This is a genomic window from Microbacterium rhizomatis (assembly GCF_008710745.1).
GTDB classification, from domain to species: Bacteria; Actinomycetota; Actinomycetes; order Actinomycetales; family Microbacteriaceae; genus Microbacterium; species Microbacterium rhizomatis.
On record NZ_VYSA01000001.1, the window covers coordinates 710,485 to 734,367 of the forward strand.

The 23,883-nt window shown below is 65.6% G+C and carries 24 protein-coding genes; 13 read left to right on the plus strand and 11 right to left on the minus strand.

What is annotated here, in order from left to right:
• Positions 1-63: 63 nt before the first annotated feature.
• A complete protein-coding gene (gene tsf / locus F6B43_RS03395) occupies positions 64-891 on the minus strand; it encodes a translation elongation factor Ts (protein ID WP_150447478.1) in 828 nt (275 codons plus the stop codon).
• Positions 892-1,033: 142 nt separating this feature from the next.
• Positions 1,034-2,017, minus strand: a complete 984-nt coding sequence (rpsB, locus tag F6B43_RS03400) for a 30S ribosomal protein S2 (RefSeq protein WP_150447479.1) — start codon at positions 2,015-2,017, stop codon at positions 1,034-1,036.
• 356 nt (positions 2,018-2,373) lie between these two features.
• Between rpsB and F6B43_RS03405 the strand changes: the two genes are divergently transcribed.
• The gene (locus F6B43_RS03405; RefSeq protein ID WP_150447480.1) at positions 2,374-2,952 is read left to right on the plus strand and encodes a murein hydrolase activator EnvC family protein; all 579 of its coding nucleotides are present in this window, start codon (positions 2,374-2,376) and stop codon (positions 2,950-2,952) included.
• 23 nt (positions 2,953-2,975) lie between these two features.
• Here F6B43_RS03405 and F6B43_RS03410 read toward each other — a convergent pair whose 3' ends face one another.
• The 3 genes from F6B43_RS03410 to F6B43_RS19995 form a co-directional block, all read right to left on the minus strand.
• Positions 2,976-3,887, minus strand: a complete 912-nt coding sequence (locus tag F6B43_RS03410; RefSeq protein WP_150447481.1) for a tyrosine recombinase XerC — start codon at positions 3,885-3,887, stop codon at positions 2,976-2,978.
• A 64-nt stretch (positions 3,888-3,951) separates the two neighbouring features.
• The gene (gene dprA / locus F6B43_RS03415; RefSeq protein ID WP_246159773.1) at positions 3,952-5,169 is read right to left on the minus strand and encodes a DNA-processing protein DprA; all 1,218 of its coding nucleotides are present in this window, start codon (positions 5,167-5,169) and stop codon (positions 3,952-3,954) included.
• Positions 5,166-5,795, minus strand: a complete 630-nt coding sequence (locus F6B43_RS19995) for an ATP-binding protein (protein ID WP_281349494.1) — start codon at positions 5,793-5,795, stop codon at positions 5,166-5,168. The genes dprA and F6B43_RS19995 overlap by 4 nt, the downstream gene beginning before the upstream one ends.
• A 148-nt stretch (positions 5,796-5,943) precedes the next feature.
• Here F6B43_RS19995 and F6B43_RS03425 point away from each other — a divergent pair, with 148 nt between their 5' ends.
• The 3 genes from F6B43_RS03425 (at position 5,944) to F6B43_RS03435 (ending at position 9,503) form a co-directional block, all read left to right on the plus strand.
• On the plus strand, positions 5,944-6,471 hold the full coding sequence (locus tag F6B43_RS03425) for a winged helix-turn-helix domain-containing protein (RefSeq protein WP_150447483.1): 528 nt from the start codon (positions 5,944-5,946) through the stop codon (positions 6,469-6,471).
• Entirely contained in the window at positions 6,468-8,804 is a 2,337-nt protein-coding gene (gene secA2 / locus F6B43_RS03430; RefSeq protein WP_150447484.1) for an accessory Sec system translocase SecA2, read from the plus strand. The genes F6B43_RS03425 and secA2 overlap by 4 nt, the downstream gene beginning before the upstream one ends.
• Positions 8,805-9,038: 234 nt before the next feature.
• Positions 9,039-9,503, plus strand: coding sequence for a hypothetical protein (locus F6B43_RS03435; protein WP_170285545.1), 465 nt, complete (start codon positions 9,039-9,041; stop codon positions 9,501-9,503).
• Positions 9,504-9,736: 233 nt separating this feature from the next.
• Here F6B43_RS03435 and F6B43_RS03440 read toward each other — a convergent pair whose 3' ends face one another.
• The 3 genes from F6B43_RS03440 to F6B43_RS03450 are packed head-to-tail and all read right to left on the minus strand — an operon-like array spanning position 9,737 to position 12,332.
• A complete protein-coding gene (locus tag F6B43_RS03440) occupies positions 9,737-10,312 on the minus strand; it encodes a hypothetical protein (protein WP_150447486.1) in 576 nt (191 codons plus the stop codon).
• Between the two features lie 60 nt (positions 10,313-10,372).
• A complete protein-coding gene (locus F6B43_RS03445) occupies positions 10,373-11,128 on the minus strand; it encodes a MerR family transcriptional regulator (RefSeq protein ID WP_150447487.1) in 756 nt (251 codons plus the stop codon).
• The gene (locus F6B43_RS03450; RefSeq protein WP_170285547.1) at positions 11,121-12,332 is read right to left on the minus strand and encodes an MFS transporter; all 1,212 of its coding nucleotides are present in this window, start codon (positions 12,330-12,332) and stop codon (positions 11,121-11,123) included. The genes F6B43_RS03445 and F6B43_RS03450 overlap by 8 nt, the downstream gene beginning before the upstream one ends.
• A 218-nt stretch (positions 12,333-12,550) precedes the next feature.
• Between F6B43_RS03450 and F6B43_RS03455 the strand changes: the two genes are divergently transcribed.
• Entirely contained in the window at positions 12,551-13,006 is a 456-nt protein-coding gene (locus F6B43_RS03455; RefSeq protein WP_150447488.1) for a hypothetical protein, read from the plus strand.
• A gap of 291 nt (positions 13,007-13,297) precedes the next feature.
• On the opposite strand, the gene F6B43_RS03460 is transcribed toward F6B43_RS03455, so the two are convergent.
• The 3 genes from F6B43_RS03460 to F6B43_RS03470 are packed head-to-tail and all read right to left on the minus strand — an operon-like array spanning position 13,298 to position 15,245.
• Positions 13,298-13,672, minus strand: coding sequence for a hypothetical protein (locus F6B43_RS03460; protein ID WP_150447489.1), 375 nt, complete (start codon positions 13,670-13,672; stop codon positions 13,298-13,300).
• Positions 13,669-14,394, minus strand: a complete 726-nt coding sequence (locus tag F6B43_RS03465; RefSeq protein ID WP_246159774.1) for a response regulator — start codon at positions 14,392-14,394, stop codon at positions 13,669-13,671. Before F6B43_RS03465 ends, F6B43_RS03460 begins: the two co-directional genes overlap by 4 nt.
• Positions 14,391-15,245 carry a sensor histidine kinase gene (locus F6B43_RS03470; RefSeq protein WP_150447490.1) on the minus strand — a complete coding sequence of 285 codons (855 nt, stop codon included), beginning with the start codon at positions 15,243-15,245 and terminating at the stop codon, positions 14,391-14,393. Before F6B43_RS03470 ends, F6B43_RS03465 begins: the two co-directional genes overlap by 4 nt.
• Positions 15,246-15,363: 118 nt before the next feature.
• Between F6B43_RS03470 and F6B43_RS03475 the strand changes: the two genes are divergently transcribed.
• The 8 genes from F6B43_RS03475 to F6B43_RS03510 all read left to right on the plus strand — a co-directional run bounded on the left by F6B43_RS03475 (position 15,364) and on the right by F6B43_RS03510 (position 23,483).
• A complete protein-coding gene (locus F6B43_RS03475; protein WP_150447491.1) occupies positions 15,364-16,071 on the plus strand; it encodes an ATP-binding cassette domain-containing protein in 708 nt (235 codons plus the stop codon).
• Entirely contained in the window at positions 16,068-16,796 is a 729-nt protein-coding gene (locus tag F6B43_RS03480) for an ABC transporter permease (protein WP_150447492.1), read from the plus strand. The genes F6B43_RS03475 and F6B43_RS03480 overlap by 4 nt, the downstream gene beginning before the upstream one ends.
• Positions 16,793-17,551, plus strand: coding sequence for a hypothetical protein (locus F6B43_RS03485; protein WP_150447493.1), 759 nt, complete (start codon positions 16,793-16,795; stop codon positions 17,549-17,551). Before F6B43_RS03480 ends, F6B43_RS03485 begins: the two co-directional genes overlap by 4 nt.
• Before the next feature lie 290 nt (positions 17,552-17,841).
• Positions 17,842-18,105 (plus strand): hypothetical protein, encoded by a 264-nt coding sequence (locus F6B43_RS03490; protein WP_150447494.1) that lies wholly within the window; start codon positions 17,842-17,844, stop codon positions 18,103-18,105.
• A gap of 116 nt (positions 18,106-18,221) precedes the next feature.
• Positions 18,222-18,809 carry a PadR family transcriptional regulator gene (locus F6B43_RS03495; protein WP_150447495.1) on the plus strand — a complete coding sequence of 196 codons (588 nt, stop codon included), beginning with the start codon at positions 18,222-18,224 and terminating at the stop codon, positions 18,807-18,809.
• The gene (locus F6B43_RS03500) at positions 18,806-19,552 is read left to right on the plus strand and encodes an ABC transporter ATP-binding protein (RefSeq protein WP_211368012.1); all 747 of its coding nucleotides are present in this window, start codon (positions 18,806-18,808) and stop codon (positions 19,550-19,552) included. The genes F6B43_RS03495 and F6B43_RS03500 overlap by 4 nt, the downstream gene beginning before the upstream one ends.
• A gap of 143 nt (positions 19,553-19,695) precedes the next feature.
• Positions 19,696-22,470, plus strand: a complete 2,775-nt coding sequence (locus tag F6B43_RS03505) for an ABC transporter permease (protein ID WP_170285548.1) — start codon at positions 19,696-19,698, stop codon at positions 22,468-22,470.
• A 209-nt stretch (positions 22,471-22,679) separates the two neighbouring features.
• A complete protein-coding gene (locus F6B43_RS03510; RefSeq protein WP_246159775.1) occupies positions 22,680-23,483 on the plus strand; it encodes a helix-turn-helix domain-containing protein in 804 nt (267 codons plus the stop codon).
• Positions 23,484-23,883: the final 400 nt, after the last annotated feature.

The window sequence follows — 23,883 nt, forward strand, 5'->3', positions numbered from 1 at the left end:
AGCCCGGCACGTCCGGGCACGGAAAAGGCCCGCACCGATTCCGATGCGGGCCTTGACGCGGTGTTACGCGCCGACCTTGAAACGAGCGAAATCGGTCAGGGTGATTCCGGCGTCCTTGGCGACCTGCGCCACCGACAGCTTGTTGTCCTTGGCGTAGTCCTGGTCCAGGAGCGATACCTGCTTGAAGAAGGCGCCCACGCGACCCTCGACGATCTTGGGCAGGGCCGCGTCGGGCTTGCCCTCGTTGCGCGAGATCTCGGTGACGATCTGGCGCTCCTTCTCGACGTCCTCCTCGGGCACGAGGTCGCGCGAGAGGTAGGAGGGGTTGGCGAACGAGATGTGCTGAGCGATGCTCCGCGCGGTCTCTGCGTTCTCACCCGAGTAGGCCAGCACGACGCCGACCTGCGGGGGCAGGTCCTTGCTGGTCTTGTGCAGGTAGATCTCGAAGTGCTCACCCGACAGGGTGCGTACCCGGCGCAGTTCGACCTTCTCGCCGATGATGGCGGCCTCGTCCGAGATGAGGGTCTCGACGGTCGTGTCACCGGCGGGCGCGGCCAGCGCGGCCTCGACCGAGTCCGCGGCGACGGCGGCCGCCGCATCGGCGACCTTGTCGGCCAGTGCGATGAACCGGTCGTTCTTGGCGACGAAGTCGGTCTCGCAGGCGAGCTCGATGAGCGTCACCTTGCCGTCGACCTCTCGGGCGGCGACGAGTCCCTCGCTGGTGGACCGGTCCGCGCGCTTGGCGTTGCCCTTCGCACCCTTCAGGCGCAGGATCTCGACGGCCTTCTCGACGTCGCCGTCGGCCTCTTCGAGCGCCTTCTTGGTGTCGACCATTCCCGTGCCGAGCTGCTCGCGCAGCGCTTTGATGTCGGCGATCGTGAAGTTTGCCATGTGTGGCTGCTCCTAGTTCTGATGCAATCTGATGCGTTCTGTGGATGCTGTGGCGTGACCCCGCAGGGATCTCGCCGATCGTCCTCTTCGAGGGTGTCGGCCCGGTGAACGGGCCGACACCACGCGATCGCTCGCGGAAGGACTACTTGCTGGCGGCGACCTCGTCGACGGCGACCTCGTCGACGGTCTCGCCGGCGGCGGCTGCGATGGCCTCGTCGTGCGCCTCTGCACCAGCAGCGTCGGCGGCGGACTCGGTGGCTGCTTCGCCCTCGACGGCCTGCTCGGCCTCGACGGCGTCAGCGAGATCGGATACGGCGATCGACTCGTCCGCGACCTTCTCGGTCTCGGCCGAGGACTGCTCGGGCGCGCCCTGCTCGAGCAGCTCGCGCTCCCAGTCGGCCAGCGGCTCGGCCTCGGCCGACTCGTCGGTCGGGTTGTGACGCTGGATCAGGCCCTCGGCCGCAGCGTCCGCGATGATGCGGGTGAGCAGGCCGACCGAGCGGATCGCGTCGTCGTTACCGGGGATCGGGTACTGGAACTCGTCCGGGTCGGCGTTCGTGTCGAGGATGCCGATGACCGGGATTCCGAGCTTCGTGGCCTCGTTGACCGCCAGGTGCTCGCGCTTGGCGTCGACGACCCAGATCGCCGAGGGCGTCTTGGTGAGGTTCCGGATACCGCCGAGCGACTTGTGCAGCTTGTCGAGCTCGCGCTTCTTCAGCAGGAGCTCCTTCTTTGTGAAGCCGCTGTCGGCCGGGTTCTCGTAGTCGAGCTCTTCGAGCTCCTTCATGCGAGCGAGACGCTTGGAGACGGTCTGGAAGTTGGTCAGAAGGCCACCCAGCCAACGCTGGTTGACGTAGGGCTGACCGACTCGCGTCGCCTGCTCGGCGAGGATCTCCTGCGCCTGCTTCTTGGTGCCGACGAAGAGGATGGTGCCGCCGTGGGCGACGGTCTCCTTGACGAACTCGTACGCCTTGTCGATGTAGGCGAGCGACTGCTGCAGGTCGATGATGTGGATGCCGCTGCGCTCGGTGAGGATGAAGCGCTTCACTTTCGGGTTCCACCGGCGGGTCTGGTGTCCGAAGTGCACGCCGCTGTCCAGCAGCTGACGAATGGTGACGACGGCCATGGCCGTTCTCCTGTTCTCGGCGCGGAAGCGCCGCTTTCGGTTTCTTCCGCCGCACCTGATGGCCGGCGATCCTGGTACTCGGCGCACGCCCGCTCCCACGACATTTCGTGGGAGACCGGTGAGGGTGGATGCCATGCGCCTCGATGATCTCGAGGGGCACTGTGAGCACGCGAAGTCACCCCGACGAGCGGGGTGCTGGCACAACTATATCAGCTGGCTCTGCGGGATCAGGTGGCTCTGCGGGATCAGGCGCCTCTGCCGGGCTCCGTTCCTCCCCAGCCGTAGGGTCGACGCCGAACTCCCCAGATCCGTATGCGCATGCCCTCGGCCCTGCGGGCGCGCGTAACGATGGTGTGATGGATGCCGCACTCCGCCGCCGCGGACGGGAGAGCGAACGAGCGCACTCACCTGCGACGCGCGTCATGGGCTCGGTGCTCCTCGTGCTGTCGCTCGTCGGGTCGAACACATCGATCGCGGTCGCCGCAGAACCTCCAATCCCACCGACCGCGTCCGCGGAAGACCTTCGCGCACTCGGCTGGGTATGGCCCGTCGCCGTCGTGCACGTGGTGCGCCCCTACCTCGCTCCCTCGCACCCCTACGGCGCCGGCCACCGCGGGATAGATCTGGAGGCAGCGGTGGGCTCCGCGGTCCGTGCGCCGGCAGCGGGCACGATCGCGTTCGTCGGCGAGGTCGCCGGTCGCGGCATCCTCACGATCGATCACGGCGACGGTCTCGTCACGACCCTGGAACCGGTGCAGAGCACGCTGACGGCGGGTGCTCCCGTGGTGCGCGGCGACCAGGTGGCCACGCTCGCGCTCGGCGGTCACGCCGCCGCATCGACCGTGCATTTCGGGGTTCGACGCGCCGGCGAGTACATCAACCCGATGCTGCTGTTCGACGGGGTCCCTCGCGCGGTGCTGCTCCCCTGCTGCTGATGCGCCGCTCCGCTCGGTGCGACCTATGCGCGCGGATGAGCCAGCCGGTAGGTGGCGGCCAGCCGTTCACTCGACACGTGGGTGTAGATCTGAGTCGTACCCAGGCTGGCATGCCCCAGCATCTCCTGAACGGCGCGCAGATCCGCGCCCCCGTCCAGCAGGTGGGTCGCGGCGGAGTGGCGAAGGGCGTGCGGCCCGACGGTACCCGATCCCACGACAGGGCCGAGCTCGCGCGCGACCACGTCGTAGACGGTGCGGGGCGAGATCCGTCCCCCGCGCGCACCGAGCAGCATCGCGTGCTCGGCAGGCTCGTCCGGTGCTCGCCGGGCGAGGAGCGCCGGGCGCCCGCGGACGAAATACGCCTCGACCGCACGAAGCGCGGGAGCCCCGAAGGGGACCACGCGCTCCTTGGAACCCTTTCCGAGGACCCGCACGGTAGCCCGTGCCCGGTCGAGGTCGCCGACGTCAAGACCGCAGAGTTCGGACACGCGGATCGCCGCACCGTACAACAGCTCGAGGGCAGCGTGGTCGCGGAGCGCGATCGGGTCGCCGTCGGCAGCACGGGTGGCCGCAGCGTCCAGAAGGTCGGACATCGCTCCGGCCGTGGCGATCCGCGGGAGCGAGCGACCCCGCTTGGGCGCCATCAGCCGCAGGCTCGGATCAGCCGGGATGTGCCCGGACTCCAATGCCCAGTCGAAGAACGCGCGCACGGCAGCGGTGCGTCGTGCGATCGTCGACCGCGCCAGACCCGCTTTCGTCGAACTCCACAGCCACTCCCGAAGCTGGTCGAGGTCGACGTTCGCAAGATCACGGTCGCCGATCGTCCCGACCAGATCCGCCAGATCGGAGCGGTAGGCGCGCACGGTGGCGGGTGAGAGGCGCCGCACATCCCGCAGGTGCGTGGTCCAGGCATCCACCGCCCCATCGATCCGCATCCCCCCAGCATGACGGGTGGGCGCCCGAGCCGGGCTGACGACGCTCCGGTGCGGGCGTGACGGGTCAGCGAGCGTCGGTGACCAGCCGCCACCCCCGTGGACCGCGTTCGACATCGCCCTCCAGCGCGAAGAATCCGAGCAGCGCTCCCACCTCGTCAGGGTCCATGCCCGCCTGACGGGCGATCTCCACCGTCTCGCGCCATGTGCGAGTGCTCAGCGCATCGCGCACTCTCGTGGAGTCGTCCGTGCGGGCGCCGCGGCCTCGTTCAGACCAGGCGACCGCAACAGTGTCGCCCGCCAGTTCGCGAACTTCGTCGGGAGTGGTGACACACCGGGCGTCGAATTCTCTGATCAGGCGATGGCAGACTGCCGATGTCGCGCTCGTGATCGGCCCGGGGACAGCACCGAGCGGGCGACCGAGCGAGGCCGCGTGGGCGGCGGTGTTGAGCGACCCGCTCCGCCATCCCGCCTCGACAACGACGGTGGCGTCGCTCAGCGCCGAGATGAGGCGGTTCCGCTGCAGGAAGCGCCATCGAGTGGGCGCGGATCCGCAGGGCACTTCGCTCGCGACGGCACCGCCCTCCGCGATCCGGCCGATCAGATGCGCATGGCCGGCCGGGTAGGGCCTCTCCACACCCCCGGCGAGGAGGGCGACCGTCAGCCCTCCTGCTCCGAGCGCGGCGCGGTGAGCAGCACCGTCTATCCCGTAGGCGGCACCCGACACCACCCCGATGCCGCGTGCCGCCAGATCACTCGCGAACTGCGACGCGACGTGTTCGCCGTAGGCGGTCGCCGCACGCGCTCCGACCAGTGCGACCGATGGCTGCAACCGACCCAGTGCGGCCGGGTCTCCGCGCACCCACAGCCCGAGCGGAGCGTGCGCTCCGAGGTCGCCCAGCTGACTCGGCCAGTCACGGTCACCAGGCTGGAGCAGACGTATCCCGTGGCGCCGCGCGACCTCCCACCCTGCGCCGATCCCCGCCGCGTCCAGTCGCGGCCGCCAGCGTCTGCGGCCCGCACGATACTCGGCCGGGGAAACCCCCGAGGCCTCCGCGATCGCCCCCGTGTCCGGCGTGTCCGACCGCGCGGCGGTGAGGGCGTCGACGGCACCGAGGGCGGCGATCAGTCGACCGGCCACGCCGTCACCGGGCTCCGTCAGAGCGTTCCAGACGGCCAGGGCATGACGAGCGACGGCTTCACCATCGTCGGCGAGCGCGTCGGGGTCGACGAGACCGGCGAGCTGCATGCGGGCAGAGACCGGCGACGGTTCCCGTGCGGTCACGGGGTGATCCCCTTCTTCAGGTACAGCGCACGGCCGACATGGCCCAGCTCCAGGCGCTCGTCTCCTGCGAGGTCTGCGATCGACCAGGCGACCCTCAGCACCCGGTCGTAGCCGCGGAGAGTCAGCGCGCCTCGCTGCAGAGCCGCGTCGAGCGGCCTGCGGACCACTCGATCAGGAGCGACCGGACCGTTCCGCAGCCACGTGCCGGCTACCTCCGCGTTGAGCCGCCATGAGGTGGAGCCCAGGCGGCGCGCCGTCCGCTCCCGGGCCAGGAGCACGCGCTCACGTGCAGCCGCCGTGGAGATCGAGGACGACGTCTCGGGCCCCGTGAGGGATGACACTCGCTGCAGGGCCAATTCGATGTCCATGCGGTCCAGGAGCGGCCCTGACAAACGCGCCGCATAGCGGCGAATCGCGTTCGGTGCGCAGACACATGCTCCGCCGACCACTCCGTAGTTGCCGCACGGGCACGGATTGGTCGCGAGAACGAGCTGGAACCTCGCGGGGAAGGATGCGGCGATCCCCGATCGATGGATCCGGATCGCCCCGCTCTCCAGCGGCTGCCGCAAGGCGTCCAGCGCGTGGGAGGCGAACTCTCCGGCCTCAGCAAGGAATGGAAAGTACACCCCGGTGTATGCACCAATGCTAGCCGCCGCCTACGACCTTGCAGCCTACGTCGCTCGCGTAGTCGCCGTGAAAAACGGGGACGGACGGACGGACGGGCAAGATAACGGCGAGGAGTTCGGTGATTACGTTCTGACGTAGAGTTGGCGTATGGGCGTGCATGATGTTGAGGCGCGGTTGAGTGCGTTGGAACAGACAGTCACGGAGTTGCAGGGGCGTTTCGCTGCGGACGCTTCCCGCCCCAACTCGGACATGTCCGGCTCGACAGCTGAGGCGTTGTGGGCATTGGAGGGTCTGAAAACTCGTTCCCCCGAGGGCGGGGCGGTGCTCTATACCGGTGCCGTCGATCTGCCGACCGGAGGCGCCGTGCAGTGGCAGTACAGTCTGGCTGCGTCCGAGGTTCTGGCGCAGGACTGGACGAAGCATGCGGACTTGTTGGATGCACTGGGGCATCCGATTCGTTTGGCGATTCTGCAAGCCGTGCTGCAAGGGACGGTAACCGCGTCGGGGTTGGTCGAAACGCTGGAGAGCGGGACGAGCGGTCAGGTCTATCACCATCTGAAAGAGCTGACCACGACGGGATGGCTCGCCCCTGCCGGTCGTGGCGCGTACGAGGTTCCCGCGGCTCGGGTGGTGCCATTGCTGGCGATCCTGGTGGCTGCGGGGACGCCACGATGAGGCCGCCCGTTCCCTGGTGGGCAGCCCAGATTCTCGGATTGCCGGGAGCCGTGTCCTTTCGCCGCTACGTGCCGATCATCCGCGACGCGAACGCGCTCGAAGAGCGGATGCGCGCGCTGGATGACGACGCGCTCCGCGCCGAAGCGGCGTCGCTCGCCTTCCGCACCGGAGAGCGGCGGCTGCAACGAGAGGCCACAGCGCGGTATCTCGCGGTTGCGCGGGAAGCGGCGGCACGTACGGTGGGGCTGCGCGCGTTCGATGAGCAGCTGCTGGGGTGCTGTGCGCTGTTGTCGGGTCATGCGGTGGAGATGGATACCGGTGAGGGCAAGACCCTTGTCGGCGCTCTCGCCGCCGCAGGTTTCGCCGCCGCGGGCAGGCGGGTGCACGTGATCTCGGTGAACGACTACCTCGCTGAGCGCGATGCGACCTGGATGGGGCCGTTCTTCGATCTTCTCGGGGTGAGCGTGGGATGGATCGGCCAGCACACCCCGCATGACGACCGCCGTACCGCGTACAAGTGTGATGTCGTGTACGCGCCGGTGAGCGAGGTCGGGTTCGACGTGCTCCGCGACCGCTTCACCGTCACCCCGGAAGAGCGGGTGGCTCCGGTGTTCGATGTCGCGATCATCGATGAAGCGGATTCAGTGATGATCGACGAGGCGATGGTCCCGCTCGTGCTCGCCGGTTCCTCCGAGCACGAGGCCGACGAGTTCGACCACGCCACTGCACTCGTGGAGGCTCTCGTCCCGGATGAGGACTTCACCGTCGACGCAGACCAGGCCACCGCCAGCCTGACCGACGACGGACTCGACCGGCTGGAGGCGAAGCTCGGCGGGATCAACCTCTACGACGTGGAGCATCTGGGGATGTTCACCCGCATCAACCTCGCCCTGCACGCCCGGGTCCTGGTGCACCGTGACGTGGACTACCTGGTGGCCCACGGAAAGATCACACTGATCAACACCACCCGGGGACGGGTCGCGCATCTGCAACGATGGCCCGACGGCCTCCACGCCGCACTCGAAGCAAAGGAGCACCTGCCCGTCTCCGCGCCCGGGGTGATCCTCGACCAGATCACCATCCAAGACCTCCTCCTCCAGTACAAGACCACGGCCGGAATGAGCGGCACCATCACCGCGGTCGCGGAGGAACTCATCGAGTTCTACCGGCTCCCCGCAGGCCGCGTCGAACGACACGAACCCAACCAGCGTATCGACACCCCCGACATCATCGTGCTGACCGAAGAAGCGAAAACCGCGGCCATCATCAGTGACGTGACAACACGACACCAGACGGGGCAGCCGGTCCTCGTGGGGACACAGAGCGTCGCCGAGTCCGAAGCCCTCGCCGCCCGCCTCGACGCGACCGGGGTTCCGGTGCGGGTGCTGAATGCGAAGAACGATGCTGAGGAAGCCGAGATCGTGGCACGTGCGGGCGAGTACGGCGCTGTGACGATCTCGACACAGATATCCGGGCGGGGCACCGACATCAGGCTCGGAGGCTCTGACGGGCGCGACCGGGACCGGGTCGTGAAAGCAGGGGGCCTCGCTGTGATCGCGACAAGCCGATACCCCTCCCGTCGACTTGACGCGCAACTGCGCGGGCGGGCCGGACGGCAAGGCGACCCCGGCGTCAGCTGCACTTTCCTCAGCTTGGACGACGACGTGATCCAGTTGCATGCCACCGACCGCATCGTGACCCGCATCCACCGGGAACAGAGCACGTTGCCCGGCGTCACACGCCAGAAGATCGCCGACCAGTGCCAGGCGATCGCGGAGAGCCAGCGCACCGACCGCCATCGTGCGACCTGGGTCTACAACCGCGCCATCGCCGCACAACGAACAGCCGTCCTCGCGCACCGCGAAGAGATCATCGACAGCTCGGTCGCGGACGGACGAGTGCGCGACCTCATCGCCGAGCACTGGCAGCGCCTCGTAGATGCTCGGGGGCTGGCACGCGTGTCAGAGACCACCCGGGCCGTCGCGCTGTTCTACCTGGATGAGCAATGGGTCTCGCACCTGACCGTCTTGCAGGAGATCAGGGACGGCATCCATCTCCGCGCACTCGGCGGCGAGAAACCGGCCGACGAGTTCCACCGGCTCGCCCTCCGCGAGTTCCACGGCTTCTTCGACCGCACCTACCGCGAAGTCGCGGACTTCATCGCGGGACTCAGTCCCGACGATGTCGGCCGCGATCTCACAGAGTTGGGGCTCCGACGCCCCTCCGCGACCTGGACGTATATGGTCACCGACGACCCCTACGGCAACCCCGGAGACCGCTTCATCCGCCGGGTCGGAAGGTTCGTCCGCTCCACAATCCTCAACCTCGAATAGCGCGAGGTCGGCCAGGCACTGCTGGCGCAGCCTGGTGAGCTCTCACGATGCCGCATTAGTTGTTCGGTTCCTATCAGCGAGGAATCTCCCAGGTCTTCCAAGGTGGCCGCGCACCGATGTGAGCCTCATTTCCGGTGATCTGCATGATCCCCCGTGCACGACATCGAGGATGTCGTAGAAGATGAGCGTATGGGTGTGCTCTTTGACGATCTGGTATTCACGTCGTATGCGCAGATGACCTTGACGACGGGGACGGTCGAAGCGCCGATCCCTGATGTCGCGTTCGTCGGTCAGGAGAACGGGCTGTGTGGGGCGGCAGTCGCCGGGGCGCTGTTTCTCATCACAGGAACGCACACCGGCGATGTCCCTGTGCGAGTCAGCCTGTGGGACGAGGCGCCCGACCTCAGCGAGTGGGAGGAAGTGGTCGAGGCGAGCATCGTCCCCGCCGGCGAAGCCGCATTCGCCGGGTGGGCAGACGATCCGGTGGTGCGCTTCGACCTACCCGCCCCCAGCTATCGCGTGCGATGGAACGCCAAGGGGCTGGACGCCGGCCACGCTCAGGACAACACTGCAGATCACCCCGCACCCGACGCCTACGAGCTGATGCTCTGGCCAGCACCGTACTCAGCCGACGCGATCCTGCGACGCACCGCAGCGCAGGCCGCGTACTGGCATGACGAGGGATTCACCCGTCGCTAGCCAGCGCTCTCGTGCTACGGGAGGCGGAACAAGTCACCTGGTCTACCCCGTCGCTGCCGCGAGTCTGGTGCTTCCGAAACAGCGACGTGACCTCGCCCGCGTAGCACTTCAGTTCCCATCAGCAAGGAATGGAAAGTACACCTCGGCTGGGTGACTTCATTGTAGCCGCCGAGGGGGTTGTTGACGGGGTTGATCATTGGTGCAGGTCTCAGGCCGGCGATCGCCGACTCAGATCAGGCGGGGGCGAGGTAGACATTGCCTCGGTCTGAGATCTCGTAGCCAGTGGTCAGGCTGCGGGTGAGGCCGAGGTTCTTGAGTTTGCGGATGTCGATCTTCACTGCGTCCTTGTCGCGATCGAGAATCCTCGCTAGTTCCGCCGCGCGCGTGCCCGGCTGCTGTCGGATCAGCCGGAGAACTTCTCTTGTCCAGGGACCGTGGCTGCTGCGAGCGTCAAGTCTGTCCAACGCGCGAGTGATTGCTGCGCGCTCATCGGCGGCTAACTCGGTGGTGGCGGCGAGTTCGATGCGTGGGTCCGCTCCTCCCCATGACAGTTGGATTCGGAAGACTGGATGGGCTGGGTCTCCGCGCAGACTTGCGATGATCTCGGCGGCCGTGCTGAATCCGGCGTGCTCCGCGTCTGCTGGGGTGATTGACGCCGCGTCGGTTTCCTGTATTTCGTCGACGACCATGATCCCGGCGACCGAGTGGAACCGGTGCCCCGCCGAGACGCGCGGGGTCTCCCACCGACGGAAGACGACCGTGATCTCACCACGAGCGATGCTCTCGGCAACAACGTTGGTGAGGATCATCTGTCAACTCTACGAACGACTCTCACCCCGTGGTGCTCCCCCGCGGCGTTGGAATTGGCATTACATCTTGGATTCGCCGAGTCGACCCTCGAGTTCTTTGAGGGTTCGACTTTGCTGTTCGTTGAACAAGGCGCTGGTGTATTCGGAGACGAGGTCGGCTGTTCCGCTGAGGTCGATCGGCGGTTCTGCCGCGGCGAAATCGTCGATCGCGATGCTAAAGGTAGTCATGAAGTCCTCGACCAGATCGGCGACGTCCTGCTCGGTGCTGTCGGGGCCGAGCCGGGCGAAGCGTTCGGAGATGCGGGTCACCTCCGGCGCCAGCCCTGGCGCGCTGAGTCGCTGGTAGAAGTTGGCAAGGTGCGGCATTCCGTCCTCGCCGACAAGGTGGGCCAGGAGCACGGACTGATCCCGGTCGATCTTCATCATTTCCGGCGACAGTCCCGTGGCTGCGAACAGGGCGAGGAATGGGGCCAGCTCGGGTGGAAGGTCTGGGGCGGCGTTGTGATCGCGGAGTCGCGCGATCAGGTCTCGTTGTTTGGTGAGGTGGCCGATCTGCCTAACCAGTTCCTCGTCCAGCTCATCCAGCAACCCTTGGGCATCGTCGTCGGTGTCGTCGAGAAGGTCAGGCATTCTCTCTAGCGGGATGCCGAGGGAAGCGAGGCGTTTGATCCGCAGGACACGGATCAGATCATGGACGTTGTACTCTCGGTAGCCGTTGCTGCGACGCTCGGGCTCCGCGAGAACACCGACGTGATGGTAGTGACGCAGCGCGCGGACGGTCACTCCGGAGAGTCGCGCCAGTTCACTGCTATGCACCGTCGGCCTCCGCCTTCTCGCCTCTCACTGCCTGTTCGCTCTGGGGTTCCAGACTACGCAAGGACCGTGCTGACAGGCCGAGGACGAGGGCGATCAGCCATAGCGAGGCGAGAAGCACCGCTGCGACATTCACCCCGACGTACTCGGTCAGTACCGCAGCGGCGACGATTCCGACCGGCGGGGCGGCGGTCATGATCGCGTTCTGTGTTCCCATGATCCGTCCCCGCATCTGCTCGGGGATTCGCTCGATCATCAGCACCCCGACCAGGCTGCCGAACAGTCCGCTGGACAGCCCGACAACGAACGCCCCGGCAAACACCACCCACACCGAGGACAGGGAGGCGATGATCCCAAACCCGAGGGTGCTGCCGATCAGCCCGGCCAGGAACCACACTCGCCGGCGTCCCCTCGTCCCAGCAACCGCGTAGACCGTTCCGCCGACGAGCATCCCACCAGCGAGGGCGGTGAGAACGAACCCGAGCATTCCTGACTGCTCGAGCAGCGTGAAGTAGACCGGCAGAATCAGCCCTTGCAACGAGGCGAGCACGATCACCGACACAAGACTGAGCGTCGTCGTGACCAGCAGGAATGGGCTTCGGAACAGCACCCGCCACCCGTCACGCAGCTGTGACCACCCATTCCCCGTCGTTGTCGCCGCCGCGCCGACCGCAATCACGATCACCCCAACGCGGTGCGGGATGAACAGGGTGAGTAGTGCGGCAGCCAATGAGGTTGCCGCGGTGATCCACAACACCGTAGACCCGTCGAAAAGCACCATTAGCGCACCTGCCATCGCCGGGCCGAGCAGCAGCGCGACTGCGCCCAACGCCTCACGGATGCCCATGAGCCGTTCCGCAGCGATCCCACCGTGACGCACGATCGCCGGCAACAGAGCATCCCTCGCTGTCATTCCAGGCACGTCACCCAGCGAACCAATGACGCCGAACAGAATGAACCACCCCAAGCTCAGCCCCGAGATCATGTCGATCAACGGGAGAGCTGCGACCGCTGCCGCCGAGACGAGATCGGTCACGACCGACGATGTGCGGCGGTTGATCCTGTCGATCACCACCCCCATCAGCAGACCAGCAAGCACCGCCGGGATCGCGGTGGCTGCGGCAACCGCACCAGCGCCCAGGGCGCTGCCAGTGACCTGCAACACGATCAACGGCAGAGCAACCCCAGCGATCGAGTTGCCAAGCAAGGACAGCAGTTAGGACGCCAGGTACGCCAAGGGAATGAGCTTCATACATCAAGTCAGAACCATGACGTAAGGGCGGAGTCAAGCCCCGCACAGGTGAGCACTCCCCTAGACGAACTTGCCTACGTCCGTCCTGTCTGCTCGCAGCGCTCATCGCCGGCACCGAATACCTCGACGGCCAGCTCCGCACCACCCTCAGCGCCATACCCAAGCGAGGGCGTGTGCTCGCGGCGAAGTTCATCGTGATCGCCTTGCTCGCCCTGCTCGTCGGCATCATTGCCACTGGCACGGCTGTCCTCCTCAAACATGCCGTACTCGGCGAACATGGGCTCTCCCTCGGAGAGTTCACCGCGGCTATCGAGTGGAACCTCGTCGGCGTCGCCGTGAACTACACGCTGATAGGACTAATCGCCGCCGCCGTCACCATCCTCGCCCGCACATTCATCGTGACCCTCGTCGTACTCGTCCCGTTGGTGCTCGGACTCACCATCTCCCTGCTGGGAGTCATCCCGGCCCTGAAGTTCCTGCCGGACCTCGCTGGAATCCAACTCTTGACGAGCTATCCGGGAATCGGACTTCTCGACCCAATACCAGGCGGATTCGTCATGGCGACGTGGACCGTGCTGTTCGGGGTCGCGTCCTGGCTCATCTTCCGCAGACGTGACACCAATGGCTGAGGATGGCGTCAGCGGCCGGCGCCCGAACAGACCTCACCTCTGGGAAGCAGATGCTGAGGAATGGCGGGGCGAGCTTCTCACCGCTCGTCACTCGGGCTCGCTCTCATCACATCCCGGTTGATCCCGTCGCGTTCGACTGCGTGAAGCTGATCGTCGTTCGTTCAGGCAGCTCTCTCCCGTTCAGCGAGTCCGATACTCGCACGTGAAACTCGGAGATGCTGTTGTCGCGCGGTCGAGTAGGAACAGCCCGCAAGAGCGGACGTATCCACAGTTGGTGAGTGGAGGTGCCGCCTATTCACTACTTGGGCGGCTGATCGTGATGGTTCCGCTGGTGAGCGCGTCGCGGAGGCATCCGGCAATGCGCTGCGCATCGTCCTCGGTTGAGTCCGCACGCAAGGTGAGCCCGTACCCGGAAGCAGGGAGGTCCGCCGTCATCACCGCCGTGTCGACGCTCGGGTCGCCGTCGCATCGCTCGTCACCTGCGAATCTGGGGTCGCTGACGCCGACCGACCACTCCTGCCCTGGACCGTCGACCACGGTCGGCTCTGAGACGCCCGCGCATCCGACGACGCTCCCTGCCATCATGACCGCGACGCTCATGGCGAGGAGGCGGGCCGCGCCTCGAGTGCGGCGGTGGCGGCTCGGCACGCGGGTGATGCTGCTCATGGTTTGGTGCTCCATCGTGGTGCGGTTCCTGTCGATAGTGGCGGTCGAACCGGACGAGGTGCTATCAGGCCGTGTTCGTATGCGGCGATGACGAGTTGGGCGCGATCGCGGGCGGCGAGTTTAGCGAGCAGGCTGCTGATGTGGGTCTTGACCGTGTTGTGGGAGACGGTCAACTCGACGGCGATGTCGTCGTTGGAGCGCCCGCGGGCGACGAGCGTCAGGACATCTGTCTCACGCGGGGTGAGCTGAGCGAGACCCATGGGCGTGTCGGTTGGGCGGTGGTCGAGGTAGTGCTCGATCAGGGTTGTGAGGATCGTGGGGGCGAACAGTGATTCGCCGTGGTGAACGCGGCGGATCGCGTCGATGAGTTGGTCGGGGCGTGCGTCTTTGAGGATGAAGCCGCTGGCCCCGGCGCGGAGCGCCCCGTAGACGTATTCATCGAGGTCGAACATGCTGAGCACGAGCACCCGGGTGTCCGTGAGGCTCGGTGCGTGGGTGATCTGCCTGGTCGCTTCGATGCCGTCGAGTTCAGGCATGCGGATGTCCATGAGGACGAGGTCGGGGCGCAGCTCACGAGCTGCGGTGACCGCCTCTGCCCCCGTGCCTGCTTCACCCACCACGCTGAGGTCGGGTTCACGATCGATGGCGATGCGGAGGCTGTGCCGGAGCAGAGCCTGGTCATCGACCAGCAGCAACCGGATCTGCATGGGGCGCGTGCTCATACAACCTCGTCGGGTATGTGGGCAAGGAGACGGAAGCCTCTCCCGGTGGGTCCGGTGGTCAGGGTGCCGCCGTGCACGGCGACGCGCTCGCGCAACCCGCGGAGCCCGTTGCCTGTTCCATTCTCGGCCGACCATCCGGCTACGGGTCCTGCGTCGCGAACATCGACGGTGATACCGGAGTCATCGCGGTGAATCAAGATGTCGCTGCGTGTGTGCCCGGCGTGCCGCAGGGTGTTGGCGAGTGCTTCTCGGACGACGGAGCAGATGGTGAGTTGTACGCCGGGGGAAACGTCCCCGAGGTCGCCTTGTTTCAGTGTGACGGTGAGTCCGACGCTCTGTGCTGTCTCGATGATGCGCGGAAGGTCCGTGAGAGAGTGCGCCGGGTGGAGGGGGGCCGGGCTGTCGCTGGCGGTGCGGAGCACGGTGAGCATGTTCCGTAGTTCTGTCGTGGTCTCGCGTCCGATTCGTTCGATGTCGGTGAAGGCTTGACGACGTTCGGCCTCGTCGTGCTCGTCGGTGAGGTTCGCCGTGGCAGCCCGTACCGTCATCAGCCCGAGCCCGTGGGAGGCGAGGTCGTGCAGATCGCGGGCGATCCGCAGCCGCTCGGCCTGCACGGCTTTCTCTGCGGCCCATTCGGTCAGCTGTGCCTCGTAGGCGCGACGTTCGGCGCGGGAGCGTAACAACGCCCACATGGTGACCCCGATTGCAGCCGCGAGGATGAGTGAGATCGCGACGATCAGATAGGGGGCAGTCGGCTCCAGCGCGAGGAGTGCGAGGAGGAGCAGCACGAACACGGCGACCGCGATCAACCATGCGCGCGACCTCCGCGATGGCCTGTCACTGTGCTCCATACTCCTCAATCTTAGAAATCGGGGGCGGGGATGTCCTCACCCCGTGGTGTGAGAAAGGCGGGAAAGACCACCCCTGGCTGTGGTGTGCTGCCTCTCGCCGCCTGCTGGCATGGGAGTCATGTTGACCTTCGAGCACGTGACCAAGCGCCGCGGTTCCCGCGACATCCTCACCGACATCACCTTCCACGCTCGCCCCGGCCGGGTGACTGGGTTCCTCGGACCCAACGGGGCGGGGAAGTCCTCGACGCTACGCATTTTGCTGGGTCTGGACCGGCCCACGTCCGGGCAGGCGCTCGTGGACGGGCGGCGGTTCGCGTCGTTGCGTGACCCGCTGCGCAGTATCGGCGCGGTCCTGGACGGGTCCGGGGCGCACCGTTCACGCACCGGTCGCGCGCATCTGCGCTGGGTTGCCCGCTCCGCAGGCGTGAGCAACGCCCGGGTTGAGGAGGTGCTGGAACTGGTGGGGATCGCGGACGCGGGGAACAAGCGGGTGTCCACGTACTCGCTGGGTATGGGTCGACGCCTGGGGCTTGCCGCCGCGCTGCTGGCCGACCCGCAGGCACTCGTGCTGGACGAGCCCGTGAACGGCCTGGACCCCGAGGGCATCCGATGGATACGACTGTTCCTGCGAGAGCAAGCAGAGGCTGGCCGAACCGTGCTGCTGTCCTCGCATCTCATGGGCGAACTGGCTGAGACCGTCGATGACGTCGTGGTCATCGTCGGCGGCCGCATCGTCGCCGACGGCACCTTGGCCGAGGTAACCGGTGACCACAAGAATCTCGAGGACGCGTTCTTCGCCCTGACTGGCGACCGGGGCATGCGATGAGGGCGCTGCGCGCGGAGCTGTCCAAGCTCGCCACGCTGCCGTTCGTCTGGTTGGCCCTCGCTGCCGGCATCGTCGTTCCTACCGGGATCGCCGTCATCACCAGCCTGACCACCACTCCAAGCGCGGACACCGGCTTCTCCGAACTTGCCATCGGAGTGCTCGGCGCGATCATCCTCGGCACCGCTGCGATCGGCAGCGAATACACCGCCGAGGGCGAAGAATCCGCCGGTAGCCGGCAGGTCACCACCACCCTCATCGCGACTCCTTCCCGTGTTCTCCTGCTGCTCGCGAAGATCACCGCGGTCATCATCGCCACCGCGATCCTCGCCGTCGTCGCGATCACCCTGGTCTTCGCGACCGTGCACCTGTTGCTCGGCCCAGACGCGCCTCCGCTAAGCGGTGACACCTTCGCCCGCGCAGGCGGCGCAGTCATCTACTGGGTCCTGATGGCGCTGCTCGGTTTCGGACTCACCGTCCTTACCCGCAACGGCATCATCCCAATGGCTGTTCTCGTCGCGAACTCCTCGGCAGTCACCGTCACCTACCTGCTTGCACAGAGCATCCCCGCCGCGAACTACCTTCCCGACCTCGCCGGTATGCGCATGTTCACCACCATCCAAACCAGCGTCAACATCGACCCGCTCACCGGCGGACTCGTCATGACCGCCTGGGTCGCAGCCCTCCTCCTCGCCGCCGGGGCCGTATTCACCCGGAGAGACGCATGACCACGACCACTGCCACACGTACCCGCGGGAGAGCATTCGCGGACGCAGTCCGCACCGAAGCATCCAAACTATGGTCGCTGCCCGCGACCTGGCTCCTCCTCGGCGGAACGCTCGCGCTCACCATCGTCCTGTCGATCGCGTTCGGCACCAGCGCGAACCTTGGCCCCGGCCAGACGGTGAACATCCTCGACTACGGCGTCACCGCCGTCACCTGGACGCAGTGCGGCTTCTTTCTCCTCGGCGTCATCGCCAGCACCTCCGAATACATCGGCGGACAGATCCGTACCACCCTCGTCGCCATTCCCGACCGGATCGCCTGGAGGCTCGCAGCGACCGTCGCGCTCGTCCCGTTCGCGTTCGTCGCGGGCTTCCTCGTCGTCGGCGCGAGCATCACCACCATCCTTCTCACCACAGGTGCTTCCGTTACCGAAGCCGACCTCGGCTTGGCCGCGCGAATCATCACAAGCGCAGCCGGCTACCTCACCCTCATGGCTGTCCTCAGCTCGGCCCTTGGATTCCTCATCCGGAGGGCAATTCCGGCGGCGGCGATCCTGCTCGTCTACCTGCTCATCCTCAGCCCCCTGCTGCAAAGCCAGAACTGGTACTTCCTCCCCGACATCGCCTCATACACCCTCTGGTTCGCCAGCATCCCCGATACCGCACCACCGGCGCTCGTGTCCTGGCTTGTGCTGCTCGCCTGGACTCTCGCATTTCTGATCCCGTCGATCAGCATTGCCAACAGACGCGACACGTGAGGCACCGGGCAGCACGAGCAACCCCGCGAACGGTGATGGATGATGACTGACAGTCTCCTCGGTCTCGCCCACTTGACGGGGCCGCTCGCGGCCATCGAAACCATTGCATGCGCCTCGACAGGGCCTGTCGCGCACGCTGGGATGAAGATCATCCACGTGATGAACAGCTGTGCGCGGTTGACGACAGCGCGCGAAGAGCTGGCGCTGTCTCGCGGCGAGGTGCTCGTACTTGCCGCCGGACAGGTGTCAGCGACCACGCCGGAGCCCGGGTTGCGGACTACGAGGCGGGGATGTCGGTCAAGGACATTGCAGTGAACCACCACGTGCGTCGGGGAAGCATTCCGAAGTTGGTTGTCGCGAGCGGTGGAACACTGAGGTCGTGTGGCCTCAGCTCAACTGGCCGCACCCGCGCGCTTGCTCTCTACGACGAGGGCTTCACTTTGCAGGAGGTGGCCGCCTGCGTCAACGCGGATGAGAAAACCGTGCGTGCCGCGATAGTCGGACTCGGCGGCGCGATTCGACCTCGTGGGCGTCGCGCGGGAGTGAAGGCGTGACGTACAGCGATTGAGCGTGGTCGAGAAGTGTGCTCTCTGGTGCCTCTGTGACGCGCTTGACTGGACAACCCTTACTCGGTAAGTTGGTGGCTGGCTTACTGAGTAAGGGGTGTGTCATGTCGATACCGAAGGCGTTCTTGGTACTGCTGTCCGAGAGTCCGATGAATGGGAACCAACTGAAGACAGCGTTCGAGTCCCGCACTGGATCGACCTGGCCTTTGAACATCGGGCAGGCATACACGACGTTGCAGCGGCTTGAGCGTGACGGTCTGGTAGGACCGCTCGCCGGTGGTGATTCGGAGCTCTACGAGCTGACCCGAGACGGGCGCGCTGCGGTGCGCGAGTGGTGGGATTCCCCGGTTGAACGTTCTCGCCCCACGCGGGATGAACTGGCGATCAAGCTGACGCTTGCTGTGGCGGCTCCTGGTGTGGATGTGAGCCTTGTGGTGCAGCGGCAGCGCACGGAGTCGATGCGGATGTTGCACCAGTACACGCGCCTCAAGGCGCAAGCGAAGCAAGCTGCTGCGCAGGATTTGGCCTGGCAGCTTCTGCTTGACTCTCTCATCTTCCAAACCGAGGCAGAGATTCGTTGGCTCGATCACGTTGAAGCCACGATCGTTCGCGAAGTGTCCGCCGAGAAGTCTTGGCCGGTAAGCGCCCCCGAGCACGCGCATCATGAGACCCAGGAAGGGGTCAGCCGGTGAGCGCCGCGTTGATCGAGTTCTCTGAGGTAACGCGCACGCATACGTCGGGTGACACACTCGTGCATGCGCTGCGGGACGTGAGTTTCCGTGTCGATTATGGCGAGTTGGTCGCGGTGATGGGTCCGAGCGGATCGGGCAAGAGCACGCTGCTGAACCTCGCGGGTGCCCTTGACTCGCCTACTTCGGGGCGGGTGCTCGTTGCGGGGGTGGACATCTCGAATGCTTCGAGCGTCGAGCGTGCGAGACTGCGCCGCCAGTCGATCGGGTTCGTGTTCCAGGACTACAACCTGGTGTCCTCCCTTACGGCCAAGGAGAACGTCGCCTTGCCGCTGGAGCTTGACGGAACTCCCGCGAGCGAGGCAGCGGAACAGGCTTCCATCATGCTTGCGCGCTTGGGGCTGCTGGACCGCGGTGATGAGTTTCCTGATCGGCTTTCGGGTGGGCAACGGCAGCGAGTCGCAATCGCAAGATCGGTGGTGGGGTCTCGCTCGCTGATCCTCGCTGATGAGCCGACGGGAGCGCTGGATTCCGCGCTGGGCGAAGAGGTGATCGCTTTACTTCGGGCGCAGATCGGCCCGGATTGCGGTGGCATTCTCGTTACTCACGACCCTCGCTATGCGGCGTGGGCGGATCGAACGGTGTTCCTCAGGGACGGTCGGATCGTGGCGGGGACCGAGCCGCTCAGCGAGGTGGAGTCGCTCATCGCTCCTGGGTCTGGGCATTCACCCGGTACGGCATCATGACCAAGGGAACACCACGACGGCCCAGCGCTCGGCGGCGGCAAGCGCTACTCAGTCGCCTCGCGATGAGGGATGTGCGCCGCAATCTGACTCGCTACCTACTGGCTGCGCTCGTGATCCTGGTGACCGTTGGGGCGGGTACCAGCATGGACGTTCTTCTTCGCTCTGCGCAAACCTCAGATGAGACCTACTCCCGGCTGACATTGGGGGCGACCGCGCAAGCGCGCGTGCAATGGTTCGGGGACGCAGTCTTCCAGCAGACGCCGCGCGCTGACGTTGGCAGTGGAGGCGGGCGCGACGCACCGCTGGAACAGGTGGAGAGCACGCTCCGCTCGATACTCCCGGCTCACAGTGAGCTTCACGAGACGCTGACCGGGCTCCTCGCGCTCCGTTCAGGCGACGCGCTGACGGACGGCCTTGCCGCAGTGGAGGCCGACTTCACGGACGCGACGTTGCGCAGCCTGATTGATGTCTGGCAGGGGGAAGTGCCGGTGGCCTCCGGTGAGGCTTCGGTGAGCCGCACGGTTGCGGAACGGTTGGGCCTTTCAGTGGGCGACACCTTCGAGGGCGGCACTGATACCGCAGAGCAACTGACAACACTCACTCTCGTCGGCATTCACGAGAACAATGCGCTCGGCCCCGATATTGCTTTGGCTGATGGCACCCTTCTGGCCGTGGGTGACACCTACTTGGATGGCGCATCCACGGTCTGGTTCCTGACTGGCCCTGATGTGCCGTGGGCAGACGTGCTCACCCTCAACGATGCTGGATTCGTGGCGATCAGCCGCTCCGTTGTCATGGACACTCCTGAAGCGGTGGATGTGCCGATCTACCGCGACGGTAAAGCACACGAAGCCGAAATGATGCTCGGCGTCGCTCTCGCAGTCACCCTGTCGGCAGTTATCGGTGGCACGATCATGGCACTTCTGATCGGTCCGGTCTTCGCTATCGGAGCCCGTCAGTCGCGCCGAGATTACGGGCTGCTCGTCGCCCAGGGCGCCACCGGGCGAGACATCCGCGGGGTGATGATGCGCAGCGCCGTACTCGTTGCGTCGCTCGCGTCGATAGCCGGAGTGTTGCTCGGTGTGATCGTTGCCTCGCTGATCGTCTTGGTCACCAGCCTCACTGGAAGCATCGCATACCCCAACCTGATCGTTCCTGCGCTCGATCTCGTACTCATCGCCGTCTTCGGCGTCGTCGTCGCCTTCGTTGCCGCTTGGGCGCCGGCCAGACGCGCAGCGAAGGCCGATCCGATCGCTTCTTTGAGGGACACGGGCGACGAGCCCGGAAGCATGCCACGCGTCCGCTGGGTGCTGATCGCTGTCCTCGTGCTGCTCGCACTAGTTACTTTTGTGCTGGGCTTCGCCAGCGGGGTGCGCGCCTGGTATATCCTCACTGGTCCCTTCTTGACGGTCGTGCTCATCCTCATGATCCGTCCGATCCTGCCGCTTCTGGGAAGGTTCGCGCACAGGTTGCCGACAGCCGAGCGGGTAGCGATTCGTGATGCGGTGCGGCGCTCAGACCGGACGATCCCCTCAGCCACCGGCACTGCGGCGGCGATCGCGGTCGCCGTGGCAATCCTTGTCGTAACGGCGACCCAGTACGCGACGGTGGCCGCAGAGTGGCATCCTCGCGCGAACGAGGGAACCATCATGATCTACGACGGCTTCTACACCGAGTCTTCTGGCAGCGAGAACCCCTTCGAGCAATCAACGAGCGAGCAAGACGCGGGAGCCGCATCTTCTTCGAGCTCGGAGCAGCGCAACAGCATCAAGAGCACCATCAATCAGTTCGTATCGGGGACCGAGCTCGTTGACGTGAACATGCTGAGCCTCACTGGGGAACGATTCGCCCGCTTCACTATCGACCCTGCTACGGCGTGCCCGGCCTGGGCCGACTTCTCCGAGGAGTACAACGAGGCCATTGCTGACCCGGACAAGTACGAACAGGGCGCCGATGTAAATGGCTACAACTGCCAGATCGACAAGGCCGCCACGGATATCAACCGGCAGCCGATGTGGCGCTCGACAGAGCGAACGAACGTCGTGGTCGATGACGGCACTCTCGTGACCGCACTCGGTCTCCCCGGATATGAACAAGCCGCAGAAGCGCTCCGATCAGGACAGATCGTGCTCACTCGAACGATCGACCAATGGTCAGACGGCTCAGCACATTTGGGGATCTATGAGGAAGACGCGACCGCAGAAGCCGCATGGGAACAACGGCTGGAACAGGCGGAGGATCGAGGCGAACGCTTCTTCGAGAACCCGCCCGACCCGGTCATCCTCGACACCTTGATCGCGGATGCCGTCGTGGTGGACTGGGGATCACAGCAATGGCAGGCGTTCATCCCGCCGCAGATACTCGAGCAAGCTCCGTTGGCGGACTTCGATCCTGTCGTTGAGCACGTCGGGATGATCGCGACAACGGAAGTCCCTCTCGCTCAAACCGAGCTTGACGAGCTTCGAGATCGCCTCCTGCTTCTTGGTATCCATCAAGTCACCGCCGCACGGGACTACTCGAACCCAGGACTTGCGACCACTCTTTCCATCGTCACGGTGATCGCCGCGCTCATCTCGATCACAGCCGCGGTGGGCACCGCTCGTCTCGCACTCACCGACATGCGCCGCGACCTTCGCGTCCTCCACGACGTTGGCGCGTCGAACCACACGCGCAGGCGCATCAGAACAGCGGCCACACTCACCGTCGGACTACTCGGCAGCGTGATCGGTGGTCTTGCAGGTGTGGCACTCGGCATCACGATCTCGCTGAACACCGTAAGCACGAACCTGATCGACCGTGGCGTATGGGAACTCACCCTGCCTTGGATCCCAGTCGCGCTCATCGTAATCGGTGCACCCTTGATCGCAGTCGTTGCTTCGTCCATTTGGACGCGAGCTGCAGAGAGTTCAGCTGCGTAGACCTTCACGCTTCGAGATGCGCTCATGGACACGCAAGGACCAGGACCAGAGACACCACTGATCCCGGCCGCCGTTCGCATCTTCATCACTCGCGAACGGACTTCACACCTGGACCGCAGGTGCTGAGGAGTCATGCGGCAGTCTTCTCGCCTTTGGCAGCTCGGACTCGCTCGCACCACCTTCCCGTTGATCCCGTCGCGTTTGACTGCGTGAAACTGATCGTCGTCCGTTCAGGCAGTGCGCTGCTGTTCAGCGAGTTCGGCACCAGGCATGTGAATGTCGGCGACGTCGTTCTCCTCGCCGCGCAGACGCTGTGCGGTTCCGAACCGGAGGGCAGCATCACGACCACCACGATCTACCTCGATCGTGACTACCTGATCGATCAGGTGTTCTGGCAATACGCCGCGCAGTTCTGTGACCGCCACAACGCGCGCGACTTCTTCGATACCCACTACTCGACACCCGCCCAGATCGTTCGGATCGGCGAGGACCGGGCCGGCCTTCTCATGCCGTGGTTGGATGAGCTCGCCGCACTCAGCCTGAATGGACCGAATCCTGAACGCTTCCTCCGGGCGCAGGCGCTGCTCTTCTCGGTGCTCGACGTCGTCGTGCCATTCATGACGATCACTGCGCGTACTGCGAGCGCCGGTCGCGCCAGCGCTGGAGTGCCATCTGCTCCGCGGCATCGGCAGTTCAGGCCGCTTCGCATCGAAGCCCGCCACGTTGCGCAGATCATACGAGATGACCTGTCACGCCAATGGACTGTGCAGGAACTGGCGGAGGCGGCGCATTTGTCACCGTCACAGCTGAGGCGTGTGTTCGTGGAGGCATTCGGGAAGGCACCTATCGCGTATCTGACGATGGTGCGCACCGAGCGGATGGCCCATCTGCTCCGCTCGACTGACCTGCCGATCAAGCTGATAGCAGCAGAAGCGGGCTGGGCGGATGCCGACTTCGCGGCACGGCAGTTCCGACGGGCTCTCGGGGTATCGCCGAGCGTGTACCGACGGTGAGTTTGAACAACGGTGTTTAGGTCTCTCAAAGTGGACCTTCCCAAGCGATTCTCAAACAAGCGCCCGGCGCTGAGAACCCTGATTTCCCGTGTTCTTAGGGGCTCCGAGGGGCGCGGACCGCGCGCTCGGGCCACTCAGAGACGCGATACGCGAGGCGCGGTCGCGAAAAATCCGGCGAAGTCTCAAACACGAATGACTCCTGCGCGGCGCACGGAGTTGGTCGCGGACTACGAGTCGGGGATGTCGGTCAGGACCATCGCGGCGAAGCACGGAGTGCATCGAGGAAGCACCCCCAAGCTTGTTCGCATGGCGGGTGGGGCGCTGAGAGCCTCCGGCCTGAGCGACACTGCTCGTGTCCGCGCGCTCGCCTTCTACAACGAAGGGCTCACCTTGCAGGAGG

Excerpts from the sequence above, each read along its gene's own strand:
- tsf (WP_150447478.1), bottom strand. The coding sequence starts at position 891 with ATGGCAAACTTCACGATCGCCGACATCAAAGCGCTGCGCGAGCAGCTC.
- rpsB (WP_150447479.1), bottom strand. The coding sequence starts at position 2,017 with ATGGCCGTCGTCACCATTCGTCAGCTGCTGGACAGCGGCGTGCACTTC.
- F6B43_RS03405 (WP_150447480.1), top strand. The coding sequence starts at position 2,374 with ATGGATGCCGCACTCCGCCGCCGCGGACGGGAGAGCGAACGAGCGCAC.
- F6B43_RS03410 (WP_150447481.1), bottom strand. The coding sequence starts at position 3,887 with ATGCGGATCGATGGGGCGGTGGATGCCTGGACCACGCACCTGCGGGAT.
- F6B43_RS03425 (WP_150447483.1), top strand. The coding sequence starts at position 5,944 with ATGGGCGTGCATGATGTTGAGGCGCGGTTGAGTGCGTTGGAACAGACA.
- secA2 (WP_150447484.1), top strand. The coding sequence starts at position 6,468 with ATGAGGCCGCCCGTTCCCTGGTGGGCAGCCCAGATTCTCGGATTGCCG.
- F6B43_RS03435 (WP_170285545.1), top strand. The coding sequence starts at position 9,039 with ATGACCTTGACGACGGGGACGGTCGAAGCGCCGATCCCTGATGTCGCG.
- F6B43_RS03440 (WP_150447486.1), bottom strand. The coding sequence starts at position 10,312 with ATGATCCTCACCAACGTTGTTGCCGAGAGCATCGCTCGTGGTGAGATC.
- F6B43_RS03460 (WP_150447489.1), bottom strand. The coding sequence starts at position 13,672 with ATGAGCAGCATCACCCGCGTGCCGAGCCGCCACCGCCGCACTCGAGGC.
- F6B43_RS03465 (WP_246159774.1), bottom strand. The coding sequence starts at position 14,394 with ATGAGCACGCGCCCCATGCAGATCCGGTTGCTGCTGGTCGATGACCAG.
- F6B43_RS03470 (WP_150447490.1), bottom strand. The coding sequence starts at position 15,245 with ATGGAGCACAGTGACAGGCCATCGCGGAGGTCGCGCGCATGGTTGATC.
- F6B43_RS03475 (WP_150447491.1), top strand. The coding sequence starts at position 15,364 with ATGTTGACCTTCGAGCACGTGACCAAGCGCCGCGGTTCCCGCGACATC.
- F6B43_RS03480 (WP_150447492.1), top strand. The coding sequence starts at position 16,068 with ATGAGGGCGCTGCGCGCGGAGCTGTCCAAGCTCGCCACGCTGCCGTTC.
- F6B43_RS03485 (WP_150447493.1), top strand. The coding sequence starts at position 16,793 with ATGACCACGACCACTGCCACACGTACCCGCGGGAGAGCATTCGCGGAC.
- F6B43_RS03490 (WP_150447494.1), top strand. The coding sequence starts at position 17,842 with ATGTCGGTCAAGGACATTGCAGTGAACCACCACGTGCGTCGGGGAAGC.
- F6B43_RS03495 (WP_150447495.1), top strand. The coding sequence starts at position 18,222 with ATGTCGATACCGAAGGCGTTCTTGGTACTGCTGTCCGAGAGTCCGATG.
- F6B43_RS03505 (WP_170285548.1), top strand. The coding sequence starts at position 19,696 with ATGGACGTTCTTCTTCGCTCTGCGCAAACCTCAGATGAGACCTACTCC.